Raw genomic sequence first — 12997 nt, 5'->3', positions numbered from 1 at the left:
TAGTGTATCTCTATTGCGCCTTAGCCGACGTTCAACGAGTCCAGGTTTGATCCATTTGCATAACCTGAGCCACTTCCGTTCCTGACGATCGCGGGACTCGCTGAAATTGCCCCCGTTTGCGAATCCAAGTTTGATCGACCATCATCGCTTGGGCGATCGCATCCATGCGGCGAGCTTGATCGTGGCGAATAAAGGCTTCATTATTGCCCAAGCCAGGGGCATCCCATTGCTGGGTGTCCGGGTGGCGGTAGGCATTGACCCGGGCCTCTAGAATGGCAGCCTCTCCAGATAAACCTGCCTGCTTAGCCGCCTTCAGCCGTTCCACATAGCCCCCGCGATCGAGGGCCGCTAAGGGCGCTTGGTTCGCCAAATCAATGGCATTTAACCGTTCTTTCAAACCTAGCTGCATCCCGTACTGGGCCGCCCGTTCCCGAATCATTTGGTCTTGTTTTTGCAGTCGGCGCAGTTGACGATCGTCGGCCTCTGCCGGGGATGCGGCTCCATGCTGGTAGGAAAAACTGCCTAGGTTCCACTGCGCATTACCGGGATCGACATGGCCATAGTAGGCAGGATTTTTGCCTCCATCGGGGCGGCGGGTTCCCTCAGCACTGCCCACAGCCCGAGCGACCAGTGAGTTTGCCCCCCCGGCAAAAATCGTAGTATCAGCATTGTCGAATGCGTTGTGATTACCAATCTGATCTACATTACCGTGACTGGTTGATGGTGAACCTAGCGAAGGTGATGGACGATCGAAGTTCCTAGGGGTTGTTTCAACTGTTCGATCAACTGTTCGATCAACCATTCGATCAACCGTTCGATCGACTTCTGGCTCCCCTTGGGCCACTGACGAATCAGTCGGTGCGATCGCTGCACGAGACTCCGCTGGAAAGACAACCACTTCAGCTTCGGCATCCGCAGGACTGGAGGGATTTTGGGAGGGATTGGCTGGGGGTTGAGATACCGATAGCGTCGGGGAAGGCGGTGTCAAACTAGCGGAATTGGGCCGGGACAGTTGCCCCTGCGGTTGTTTAATCAGCGGTTGTTGAATCACCTGTGGCGTTACAGCCGCTTGTTCGATCTCGATCGCGTCAAAGCCCACAACCCCATCCGCTTGGGCTGCATAACTCATCCCCAGCCACAATGACCAAAAACTAAACAACACGACCAAGGATTTCTGCACTTTACCGTGCACAATTTGCCAATTGATAATCCACTTCATGGGGCTTTTAGGGTTTTCTCCAACATTATTTTTGAGGGTTCAACAATGGCCCAGGTTCCATTGGGTTGCCTGCGTAGGGCTGCAAATTGGAGCGTCTCACCCCGACCGATCGCTTCGCCCTGCTGCACTTTTCCAACCTTGGGCGACTGCACCCCACAAAATCGCAACTTATAGGACGGAACTTCTGGACTATCAAAATAGACACAGCGACGTTTATCCAGTTGTGTGTCGCCGTTAAAGGGCGCATAGATCGATTGACCTTTCAGCGCGATCGAAATATCACCTAACCCGCCAGTGACTTCATAGCCTCCCACCCGATCGCCCGCTTGTAACTCCCAGTTTTGATAGAGCTTAATCTCAGCAAGGGGTGGGGATTGTTGGGAAGTACTACAACCAGAGAGGCAACTGATCAAAACTATAAAAATAAGCAATATGGGCGAAAGCGACATGAATAAAGGGGAGTCAGAAACAAAAGGAAATCAGATTTAGAATCAGAAAAAACTAAATTAATCCGTTTAGAGCAACGCTAAAAGCCCTCAGAACCCATCAACACAGCAACAAGATGATTGTATTCAGCTTAATGGGTAATAAAGTCATATCCCATATAGCGATCGCCCTCATATAAAACCACCAACCAGGTTTTGGGATTGGAGGCGAGGGGATAGACAGCGCGATCGGCTTTGCTGCCTGTGCGAATTTGCAGGCTGGCCAGATAGCAGTAGGGCTTGGGGAGAACTTTCGTGACTTGAGGTCGTGCCGTTGCCTCTGGAATGGTCAAAAATTGCCCCAATTGTTGTCGAGAAATTTGGGCCTTGGATTCCACAACTTGCACGCAGCGATCGGCAATAGATGACTGGCTAGCAGCGGAAAAAACCTTCGAGTCCAAGCAGAGTCCCAGGGTCAAGATGGCAGTTCCTCCCGCTAATAATTGCTTAGGTGTCCAAGCGAGACGGAGAGGCCGGAGCCAAGCTTGCCAAGGCAGGGCTCTCCAAGTGGGTCTTTCTAGGTGCGATCGCATGATGAATCAACCTCCATAGCGCAACTAAAACCGAAACTAAAACCGAAACTAAAACCGAAACTAAAACCGACCAAAAATCCTTGCTAAAACTACGGTTAAATTTTTGATCCCAGAAACAATCCCAACGTGATCAGCAACAATCGATAAATCACAGTCGTACTGGATTGAGGCACGAAAAAGGCTAAATAAGCAGCCACGATCGCCGGTAATAACATGACTAGCGTTAACGGCACCGCCAAGCTCGGAATCCACACAATCACCCCTTGAATCCCTAGCCGCACCCCCGTTGCTGTCAGCGTCCACAGCATGGCATCGATCGCGATCGTGACTGGGTTCTGGGGAATGGGTAACAGAGCTTGTAACCGCAGCCGAAGAGGGGGGGAAGGCATCCCATGGGCTTGCGTCGAGGACGGTGGGCGACGAATCCGCGCCGATCGTGGGCTCGGGGAAGCCGGATTCGGGGAAACCGGGGCAGTCACAACTTGTGCGATCGATTGTGCAGTCGGCTTTGCGGCAGGTTGTGGTCGAGATTGTGGTCGAGATTGTGGGCTGGGTTGGGCCAGCGTTGAAGGGCTAGACTGGCTGGGAGATTGACTGGAGTGAGACTGACTGGGGCGAGACTGGCTGGGGTGAGACTGGCTGGGGTGAGACTGGCTCAGGTGAATGAAGCTGGGTTTTGCGGGGGGAGTACCAGCGGAATGGGTTGAGGCAGTGGCCGGGGAAGGCTGAGGTTCGATCGCGGGGCTTTGCCGTTGGGACGTGGTGACAATCAGACTGGGTTTGACGGCTTTTGTAGCGTGAGCGGAGGCGGAATAGGGCGCGATCGGTTGGGAGCGGGAGACAAAGCTGGGTTTGACCGCAGGCTGGAATTCTGGGCCGCCTGAATTTTCAGAACTGGCGGGTAACTGGGAACCCCAATCATCCAGACGGGGATGGGGCGCTGGAGACTGTGTAGATCTAGCCTGCTGCGCTGCGTGGGATTTCGCGAGGGATTGCATTTGCTGGGAGAGCTTGCGCAGTTCTCCTAGGTTAGTGTCCAGGGCGGCGGACTGCTGATTCATAGTGGCGATTTGGGTTTGCATGGCCTCTAGCTGCTGCCGAAAATCCTTAATTTGCTCCAATACTTGACTAGAGGGGGCTGTCCAGACGGCAGGGGCATTACTGGAGGGCAAGGGTTTGGTGAGGCAACGGGTTTGGGTGGCAGGGGGTTTTGGGCTGGGCACGGCACGGCGAGATTTACCAACGGGCGTATTGGCCTCGATCGGCTCAGCTCCGTTCAAATTGGCTAGGGTGGCCTCCGTTAGGTTTTTGTCGATGGTGCGTTTTTCGATCGTTTTTGGGGTTGTGGTTTTCTTGCTAGAACGTCCCCGGCGAGCGGATTTGGCTGACTCTACGGGGAGTCCAGATGCTGGTACCTGTGGCGGCAATACCTGTGGTGGTAAGACCTGTGATGGCAATACCTGTGATGGTAAGACCTGTGGCGATGGAAGTGACTCAATGGCTACATGCTTAACGCCCATTTCCCAAAAGTCCCCTTACGAAACATCGAGTACTAGTATGCAGGTACTTAGTACTTCTGTACTATAGCAAGGATTTTTAGAAAGTGCAAACATTTCGATCGTCGTTGCTAGACTGGCGATCGAAGGCATAGGCATCCTAGAAAACCTGCTATCCCAGGGGCTGTAGGAGTCACCGTAATTTGAGCGGTAATTTGAGCAGTAGTTTGAGTGCTGGTAGGGGTTTGAGCCGATCGAGCTTGCGGTTTATTACTGTACTAATGGCCGAACTATTTACCGACGATCGCCCCGATCTCAGCAACTAAGCGATCGATCTCAGCCTCCGTTGTGAAGTAATGGGTGCAAGCTCGGATGCAATTGGGATCTAGCAACAACCGGACTAAAATGCCTTGGGATTCTAGGCCCATCACTAATCCCCTATGCTGAGCTTGCTGCGGGCCGGAAGTGATTTGAAAGGAAACTAATCCTGACTCTGGGGGCGTTGTACGTAGTGTTGTCACCTGGGGAATGGTTTGCAATTGTTCCCAAAGGTAGCGACTGCGATCGCAGATCATGCCATAGCGTTCCGCCGCTGAACCTAAGGACTGCTGCACCTGAATGGCAGTGGTAACTCCGGGATACAACAGCACCGCCGAGGTCGCGACCTCATAGCGTTTTCCACCCCCTTCCCAGGCGATCGGTTTGCCCTGGGCATTGGTGCGAATACTGCGCCAGCCAATAAACGTTGGACGTAACGCCTCCCGTACCTCCGGGCGCACATACAGGCCGCCCACCCCTGCGGAACCGCACCACCACTTATGGCAGGTAAAGGCATAGTAATCCGCCCCTAGGGTGGTCAGATTCAGCGGCAACACCCCCACCGACTGGGCCGCGTCTACTAAAATTCGCACCCGATCGCTATGACTCCGGCAACCAGCAACGATCGGCTCCAACGGCAACACCTGTCCCGTATTCCACAGGACATGGCTCAGCACCACCATGCGCGTGTTCGGGCGCAAATAACTCACCAACGTGGTCACTGGATCGCCCCCATTCAGCGTTGGCAACAGCGGACAGACCGAGACCTCAATGCTAAAGCGATGCTGAAGTTCTTGAACGATCGCCAACACCCCCTGGTGTTCGCAGTCCGTGATTAGCAAATGATCGCCCGCCTGCCAATCCAGTCCCCAGAGGGCAATGTTGCAGCCAACCGTGGTGTCTTCGGTCAAAGTGATGCTGTCCGGTGGGGCTCCCAGTTCCCCCGCGATCGTGCGCCGCAGATCCTCCGTCAGTTGCAAACTGTAGTCGTAGGCCGCCTGGGAAAAGGGTGCAATGCGTTGTAACGTCTCCTGGGCCTGGGTCACAGCCTCTAACGCTCGACGAGACATGAGTCCCTGGCCGCCGTAGTTAAAGTAGGCGTACTGGTCGAGAAAAGGAAATTCTTGGCGATGGGTGAGAATCCGATCGAAGGTCATACACGCAGAAGGAACTTTCTGGCCTAAACTAGAGCATAAGTGAATCCCTGTAAAGTCCCATAGCATCTTCCGGCTCGAGTCCACCCTAACTCCCTCGATCGATTTCCATGCTCATAACGGCAGAGCTTTTGTTGAACTATCAACGATGCAGCCGCCGCGCTTTCCTTGATACCCACGGCGACCCGCTTCAGCGTGACTCCATGAACGACTACGTGGTCAAGTTGATGCAGGATAGTGCTGCTCACCACCGCGAAATTCTCGAAACCTTGGACTATGTGCGACCCGTCTACCCCAGCCACAACTGGACGATCGCCGCTGCCAAGACCCTAGAACTGATGCAACAAGGGGCGGACTTTATTTACCAGGGTGTACTGCTGACGGAGGTTGAGGGCACTACCTTAATGAGCAACCCAGACCTGCTCGTGAGGCAGGCGGGAACGTCCGACCTGGGAGATTGGCTGTATGCCCCCGTGGAAATTAAGCTGAGTAAGCGTTCCAAAACGGAATACCAAATCGTGGCGGCTTACCACGTCAAAGTGCTGGCGGCAGTACAGGGCACCTGGCCGGAAGAATCTTATTTGTTCCTGCGGGAAAAAGGACAATACTCGATCGATCTGTGGGAAATGATTCCCCGCATGGAAGAGGTTCTGACTAGTTGTATTGCCAGCCTCCAGGCCGAAGCCAGTCCAGAGGTGTTTATCTCCCGCAATCGCTGTAGTCTCTGCCATTGGTACAGTCATTGCTACGAAACGGCCAAAGAAACGGAGCACCTGTCCCTCTTACCGGGCGTCACCCAGAGCCGCTACCGGGAACTGCAAGCCCTCAACCTGACCTCCCTGGAATCCCTCGCCAAGACGCCTCCCAAGGCCCTCGAAACCTTACCCGGCTTCGGCTTGGAAATGGCGAAGAAAATCACCCAGCAAGCCCAGGCAACCCTCCAAAACCAGGCGCTACCCACCACAGACTATCCCCCCGTGCACCAGCGGCCTCGCTTTATTAACGAATTTCTTCCCACCTCCTCGATCGAACTTTATTTCGACATTGAATCTGAACCGTCCTTAGATTTCATCTACCTGCATGGGGTCTTGGTCGTCGATCGACAGAAACAGACCCAACAGTTCCACGCCTTTCTGGCTGACCATCCAGACCATGAAATGCGGGTGTGGCAAGAACTTCTAGATTTGGTATGGGCGTATCCAGATGCGCCCATTTTTCATTTTTGCCCCTACGAAGTGCAGACGGTCAACAAGTTGGCCAAGCTGTATGACACACCGCAGCACCTGATTCAACCCATGCTGCCTCGGTTTATCGATTTACATGAAGTCGTCACTCGGGTAGCTACCTTGCCCGTAGAAAGCTATGCCCTGAAAAATATTGCCCGCTGGATTGGCTTTGAATGGCGGGATTCCAGCGCCAACGGTGCCCAGTCGATTTACTGGTATGCCCAATGGTTGCAGACGGGCGATCGGTCTTTCCTGGACTCGATTTTGGTCTATAACGAAGATGATTGCCGTGCCACCCATTTGATTAAGGAATGGCTAGTGGAGTTTCTCCAGTCCGCCGATCGGCATTCCCAGCAGCTCCACGGCTCGGTGGCATAGGGGTTATGCAATGGGGAATGGTTACCTTGTAAACTGCTGGTAGAATCCCTGAGGCGCTGCCTAGGGAGGCCACCTTTGGTTTCTGACTGTTTTTGCCGTAATACCCATGTCCCTTACCCGATCGATTCTCACCCCGCTGGGCTCCTATGCAGGCTTGCAACGGGCAGACCAGCTTTGGCAATCCCTACGGGAAGGCACCATTCCCACGCCGCAGGTGGTCGAAACCAGTGACCAACCCCTATCGACGATCGCCTGGGATGTGCTGATCTGTGGGGGAACGTTGGGCATTTTAGTTGGGGCGGTGTTGGCCCAGCGCGGTTACCGAGTGGCGTTGCTGGAGCAGGGAATTCTGCAGGGGCGGGTGCAGGAGTGGAATATTTCCCGCCAGGAATTACAGAAATTTGTGCAATTGGGATTACTAACGGAAGCAGAATTGGCAACAACGATCGCGACAGAATTTAATCCCATTCGCATCAGTTTTGCGGAGCAGGAGATTTGGGTTAAGGATGTTTTAAATATCGGAGTTGATCCCGTTCAGTTATTAGCCCTCCTGAAACAAAAATTTCTCGATGCGGGCGGAGATTTATTGGAACAGACGCCTTTTAAGGGCTGTACGGTGCATCCCAATGGGGTGGCGGTGCGATCGACGGATACCCCCTTGACTGCCCGCTTAATGCTGGATGTTATGGGGCATTTTTCCCCGGTAACGCGCCAAGCCAGAAACGGACAGAAACCCGATGCGGTCTGCTTAGTCGTTGGTACCTGTGCTACAGGTTTTCCAGAGAATCCGGCGGGGGATCTGATTGCCTCCTTCACACCGATTCAAAATCAATGCCAATATTTCTGGGAAGCGTTTCCGGCACGGGATGGCCGCACAACCTATCTGTTTACCTATCTGGATGCGGAACCCGATCGGATTTCCCTAGAAACGTTGTTTGATGAATATTTTCGACTTCTCCCCAGTTATCAATCGATCGAATTAGAAGCGTTGCAATTCCAGCGGGCTTTGTTTGGCATGTTTCCCTGCTACCGCAACAGTCCCTTACAGCCGAAATGGGATCGGATTTTAGCGATCGGGGATAGTAGCGGAGCGCAGTCGCCCTTAAGTTTTGGTGGCTTTGGAGCGATGGTGCGGCATTTGGAACGCCTGACCCAAGGCTTGGATGAAGCGTTACAGGCTGATGTACTCGATCGGCGATCGTTAGGACAATTGCAACCCTACCAACCCAATTTACAAGTCACTTGGTTGTTCCAGAAATCGATGAGTGTTGGAGTCAAGCAAACCCTAGAACCCGATCAAATCAATCAATTGCTACGCGATATTTTCCAAGAAATGCAAACGCTGGGAGATCCAGTCCTGAAGCCCTTTTTGCAGGATGTGGTGCAATTCGTACCGCTGTTTAAAACCCTGGCTAAAGCTTCGATCGCCCACCCATTACTCATTGTCAAAATCCTACCTCAAGTGGGCTTGCCTGCATTGTTCGATTGGTTGGGACATTACGGGAATTTAGCGACCTATACGGTTTTGCATTGGTGGAGTCGATCGTTTATAAATTCTTTACAAACCTGGATTGCCACCCTCCCCCCCGATCGGCAGTATCTCTGGCATTGTCGCTTAGCTGCATGGAAATATGGCTCCGGGGCAGACTATGAAGACCCATGAGCCAATGAGAAGATTGGCTGGCTGCCATGTATTTCCGTTGCAAAAAGCGCTAAATTATGAGCGAGCCTACATACTTAAGCTCACAGACTTCCTGAGCTTACAGACTTCCTGAGCTTACAGACTTGGTCCTCAGTCTTCCTTGTGATAAGCATTCCTTTTTGATCGATCGCCAGTCGTTATTAGTTCCTCATTGATCAGTCTCTATGCAATTCTCGCTTGCTCGGCAGTGTTTTATTCGAGAAATTTGTCAGCCTGAGGCGCAAATTTGCTTGGAACGGGCTGCTCTATACATTGCCCAAGAAGAAGATCCCACCCTGAATGTGGAGGAATATCTCTATACGCTGGATAGGATGGCGGAAGCAGTCCAAGTCCGATTGCCAGATACCTGGTATCCCCTGAAAGTCATTCAAACCATTAATCAGTATCTCTATGATGATTTAGGCTTTTCCGGCAATCAATCGGATTACTACGATCCACGTAATAGTTATCTCAATCAGGTGATCGATCGCCGCTTGGGGATTCCCATTACCCTGTCGTTGGTGTACCTCGCGATCGCGAAACGCATTCACTTTCCGATGGTGGGCATTGGGTTTCCCGGCCATTTTTTGATTCGTCCGGTGGTAGGCGAGATGGATCTCTACGTGGATGCGTTTAACCGAGGCGAAGTCTTGTTTAAAGACGACTGTGCAGTATTGCTAGGGCAAGCAGAGAATCCCAACTTTAGGGTTGACCCTAATTGGTTAACCCCAGTGAGCAATCGGCAATTTCTAGCGCGGATGCTAGTGAACCTCAAAGCCACTTACATCAATTCTGGAAATAACCACAAGTCCTTAGCTGCGATCGATCGCATTCTGTTGCTGTTCCCAGATACGCCAACGGAATTGCGCGATCGGGGCATTATTTACTATCAAATGAATCGCTGGGTAGAGGCCCGCCAAGATCTGGAACAGTATCTCACGGTCAAGCCCACAACCCAGGATCGAAAATTAATCTTGCAACTGTTAGCCAAGCTCGATCGGGGCGATCGCTGGGATTATCGCCCCTAGATCCTGGAGTCAAGGGGTCATGGGTTGACCCAGGAGCGGATGGACAGGGGTATTAGCTGGATGAATTGTCCTGGCTCATCCGCTCCTGTGGGCGCTAGTAACTGATTTCGAGCGTGACGGACGCTTCTACGGGTTGCTCACTATCCATCACTGGGGTAGAGGCTGCCTCGGCTCGGAGTTTAAAATTATCAGCAGCATACAGCCGAGGGGTCGGCGGAGTGGCCCCATTGACTTGAATACTGACAATTTCCTTGGAGGTCAGATTCAGGGAGCTGAGGACCGCATTCGCCTGGGTTTGAGCATCCTGGGTCGCTTTGCGCAGGGCGACCTTTTGGGCATCGGCGATCGCGGCATCCGTAGCAATAAAACTCACACCGTCAATGCGACTGGCTCCCGATTTGACCGCATCATCCATAATGGTTCCGGCCTTGGCGGTGGGAATACGGAAGCTCACCATGTTCGAGGCAACATAGCCCACCAGGATTTGTTTGCCATCTCGATAGTCATAGTTTGGGCTCAGGTTGATCCCCGTTGTTTCCAGTTTTTCCACATTACGAGCCTTCAACAGTTCCACCACCGCTGTGGCTCGCCGTGCCACCTCCGCTTGCACCTCCTTGGCCGTTTTGCCTTGGGCTTCCACGCCTAAACGCACTTGGGTCAACGTGGTGGGAATCCGTTCGGTCCCGCGACCGGTGACCGTTAAGGTCCGCAGTAACTTTTCCGCCGCGATCGCGGGTTGTGCCACACTACAGGCCATGATCCCAAGCAGAATCGGTAAGATAGCCCAGTAACGGGATCGCGATCGGGTGGCGCTGGATGACTGCAAAGACGACTGTGAGGGCGAGACTGGCTGAGACAACTTCCGGGCAGCATTGGATAGCATAAATCTTCATCTCCAAAGAATCCTATGTCCTATCAATCTGCCATTGAATTTGTGGACACCCCCCTAAAGTTTCTAAATTTGAAACAAATTCTTTAGACTTTTCAGATGCCATTCTTTTTCCCAGACATACATTCTTTTTCCCAGACATAATAGAATACATTTCCGAACACCCTTTCCAAAGCCTTTTCAAACGCCCTTCTCAATCTCGTTGCCCCTTTGATTTCCCACCCCTTTGATTTTCCTGCGGGTCATGCTTTTGCTGCACTTTGGATAGCGTAGTTCTCTAGCCATGTTATCCAGCCCTTGTCATAAAAGCGTTCACCCATCCTTGCAACTGCCCCATCGCAGAAAATTCTAGGGCTGGCAGTCAATTTAGCCGGAACGATCGAGATTGCCCGCGTTAATGAGGATGAGGTACGTGTGTGACTCTCCTTCTTGCCATTACTTCCCGGACATCTCCCATGACTGTTGTGCGATCGCGATTTCTGGTGCGTTGGAACGCCCTCCTGGGTTTGAGCGCTAGTCTGCTGTGGAGTAGTTCTTTCAGTGCGCCCTTGATCTCTCCGGCAGCCGCCCAACCGAGTCGAGATGCAAGGTCTAGCCAGTCGGCCCCTACCCAATGCGCCACCGTAGGAATTCCAGTGTCCACCTGGGTCAGTTTGGCGAAGCCGTTGGTACAGGATACAACCGCAGTGGGCGCTTCAGCGATCGCGTTGAACTACCTGGCAGATCAGTTAATCCCCAACCTAGGGGCAATGCTCAATCCCAAACCGTTTCCCGAAATCCATGAGCGGGCTAGGGCAGCACGGGTTCCGGTGATGATGTACCACGACATTCTGCCGGAGAAGCAAGTCAGTTTTGATGTCACTCCCGCTGAGTTTGAAGCCCATTTGCAAGCGATTCGGGATAAGAACCTCACGCCCATCAGTCTGGATCAGTTGATGGTGCACCTGCGCACGGGGATGCCACTGCCCCCAAAACCAATTTTGTTGACCTTTGATGATGGCTATGAAGGCCACTATACCCACGTTTACCCGCTGTTGAAAAAGTACAACTATCCCGCTGCCTTCTCGATTTACACGGCCAAGGTGGGCAAGAAGATGGGCCGATCGAGTTTGAATTGGGAGCAACTGCGGGAGATGGCCAAGGATCCGCTGATTACGATCGCGGCTCACAGTGTCAGCCATCCGCCAGATTTGACAAAAGTCTCCGAAGCGCAACTGAAGACAGAACTGACCGAATCAAAGCAGGTATTGGAGCGCGAACTAGGGATTCCGATTCACTACTTTACCTATCCCGAGGGCAAATATAACCAGCAAGTTGCTAATTTTGTGCAGCAGGCGGGCTACAGTGCAGCACTCACCATGAATGACTTGGATGAGCGCTTGGCGGGTCAGTCGGAAAGTTTGTTAGCGATCGGGCGCATTGGACAGTCGCGCATTGCGGAGATGTTGGATCAAGCTTGGGGGGGAGCACCGTTACCCAAGTGGAATGTGGGTTTTGATTTCCAGTCGCCGATCCAGAAGCAGGAACCGACGATCGAGAACACTGGATTTGTCTTCATCTCCGGCGGTAAACCGATGACTATCCATGCCAAGACAAGGGATCAGGTGCCTGCCATCCTAGCGGGAACACCAGCGATCGCAGGGGTGGATGGTGGTTTCTTTTCCTTGGAATTTCTCGATTCCAATAAGATGATTGGCCCGGTCTACAGCCAAACCTCAGGGGAATTTGTGCCGGGGAACGATCGGGAAAACTTGCGCCTCAACGGTCGGCCTTTGGTCCTGATTAGTCCGGAGGAAGTGCGCTATATTCCCTTTGATGCCGCAAAGCATAATTCCCTAGCGGGGATTCAGGCAGAAATGCCTAAGGTGACGGATGCGTTTGTGGCGGCAGCATGGCTTGTACGAGACGGGCAAGCCCAACCGGAGGCCGCCTTTGGGAATTTATTTGATTTCAATGCGGAACGACATCGGGCCTTTTGGGGGATTAATCAATCGGGTCAGCCGATGATTGGGGTTTCCAAGGATCCGATCGGCTCGGTGAATTTGGGACAGAAATTGCTGAAGGCAGGCTATCGTGACGCCGTGATGTTGGATTCTGGGGCAAGCACATCACTGGCATTTCAGGGAGAATCGTTGGTGGCCTATACGCCACGTCCGGTTCCCCATGTGGTGGGTTTAATTCCCACGAACGGGGTTTCCAATGGTTCTGGAGACGCGATCGAAAACACTGTGGTCAATTCTGGAGAGAATTCTGAAAATACATTCCCTGGTAATCCAAATACTGATTCGGCTACGCAGGCCAATCTCTCGATGCAAGCACAAACATCATGGGTAGATTGTCTCTTAGCCAAACGCTAAATTCTGGCAGTCAAGCTGTAGATCAACGCTACGATTCACGGGCAGTCTGTAGCAAATAATACAAAATACGGCCAATACTTAATTATCAATACTTAATTGGGTTTTCCAGCAATTCTCAGTATGGCAAAAAGCTGTTCAAGTCCTGGGAATGCCGGTATTGTAAAGACAACTGAGAGCGTCAAGAGAGCCAGAAGGGTTGAGCGAACGGGGGTTGTTTGACAGAGTAGTCGGTT

At 52.5% G+C, this 12997-nt stretch carries 10 protein-coding genes; 4 read left to right on the top strand and 6 right to left on the bottom strand.

Translation table 11 applies throughout. The features are described 5' to 3' along the window. Nucleotides 1-31: 31 nt before the first annotated feature. The 5 genes from H6G21_RS12655 to H6G21_RS12635 all read right to left on the bottom strand — a co-directional run bounded on the left by H6G21_RS12655 (nucleotide 32) and on the right by H6G21_RS12635 (nucleotide 5208). Nucleotides 32-1219, bottom strand: a complete 1188-nt coding sequence (locus tag H6G21_RS12655; RefSeq protein WP_190573783.1) for a hypothetical protein — start codon at nucleotides 1217-1219, stop codon at nucleotides 32-34. Continuing rightward, a complete protein-coding gene (locus tag H6G21_RS12650; protein ID WP_242041799.1) occupies nucleotides 1216-1632 on the bottom strand; it encodes a hypothetical protein in 417 nt (138 codons plus the stop codon). The genes H6G21_RS12655 and H6G21_RS12650 overlap by 4 nt, the downstream gene beginning before the upstream one ends. A 164-nt stretch (nucleotides 1633-1796) precedes the next feature. Beyond that, on the bottom strand, nucleotides 1797-2237 hold the full coding sequence (locus H6G21_RS12645) for a hypothetical protein (RefSeq protein ID WP_190573781.1): 441 nt from the start codon (nucleotides 2235-2237) through the stop codon (nucleotides 1797-1799). Nucleotides 2238-2332: 95 nt separating this feature from the next. Further along, nucleotides 2333-3757 carry a hypothetical protein gene (locus H6G21_RS12640; protein ID WP_190573780.1) on the bottom strand — a complete coding sequence of 475 codons (1425 nt, stop codon included), beginning with the start codon at nucleotides 3755-3757 and terminating at the stop codon, nucleotides 2333-2335. Between the two features lie 266 nt (nucleotides 3758-4023). Next, nucleotides 4024-5208 carry an aminotransferase class V-fold PLP-dependent enzyme gene (locus tag H6G21_RS12635; protein ID WP_190573779.1) on the bottom strand — a complete coding sequence of 395 codons (1185 nt, stop codon included), beginning with the start codon at nucleotides 5206-5208 and terminating at the stop codon, nucleotides 4024-4026. Nucleotides 5209-5315: 107 nt separating this feature from the next. On the opposite strand from H6G21_RS12635, the gene H6G21_RS12630 reads away from it, so the two are divergent. The 3 genes from H6G21_RS12630 to H6G21_RS12620 all read left to right on the top strand — a co-directional run bounded on the left by H6G21_RS12630 (nucleotide 5316) and on the right by H6G21_RS12620 (nucleotide 9518). Then, nucleotides 5316-6809 carry a TM0106 family RecB-like putative nuclease gene (locus H6G21_RS12630; RefSeq protein ID WP_190573778.1) on the top strand — a complete coding sequence of 498 codons (1494 nt, stop codon included), beginning with the start codon at nucleotides 5316-5318 and terminating at the stop codon, nucleotides 6807-6809. Between the two features lie 106 nt (nucleotides 6810-6915). Further along, nucleotides 6916-8472, top strand: a complete 1557-nt coding sequence (locus H6G21_RS12625; RefSeq protein WP_190573777.1) for an FAD-binding oxidoreductase — start codon at nucleotides 6916-6918, stop codon at nucleotides 8470-8472. A gap of 203 nt (nucleotides 8473-8675) precedes the next feature. Next, the gene (locus H6G21_RS12620) at nucleotides 8676-9518 is read left to right on the top strand and encodes a transglutaminase-like domain-containing protein (protein ID WP_190573776.1); all 843 of its coding nucleotides are present in this window, start codon (nucleotides 8676-8678) and stop codon (nucleotides 9516-9518) included. 94 nt (nucleotides 9519-9612) lie between these two features. Here H6G21_RS12620 and H6G21_RS12615 read toward each other — a convergent pair whose 3' ends face one another. Beyond that, nucleotides 9613-10275, bottom strand: coding sequence for an SIMPL domain-containing protein (locus tag H6G21_RS12615; RefSeq protein ID WP_347278017.1), 663 nt, complete (start codon nucleotides 10273-10275; stop codon nucleotides 9613-9615). 587 nt (nucleotides 10276-10862) lie between these two features. Here H6G21_RS12615 and H6G21_RS12610 point away from each other — a divergent pair. Continuing rightward, a complete protein-coding gene (locus H6G21_RS12610; RefSeq protein WP_190573906.1) occupies nucleotides 10863-12764 on the top strand; it encodes a polysaccharide deacetylase family protein in 1902 nt (633 codons plus the stop codon). Nucleotides 12765-12997: the final 233 nt, after the last annotated feature.

Source organism: Alkalinema sp. FACHB-956 (genome assembly GCF_014697025.1).
Lineage (GTDB): Bacteria > Cyanobacteriota > Cyanobacteriia > Leptolyngbyales > Leptolyngbyaceae > Alkalinema.
The sequence above is the reverse complement of the archived record's forward strand: the minus strand, read 5'-3'. Positions and strand labels throughout refer to the sequence as shown.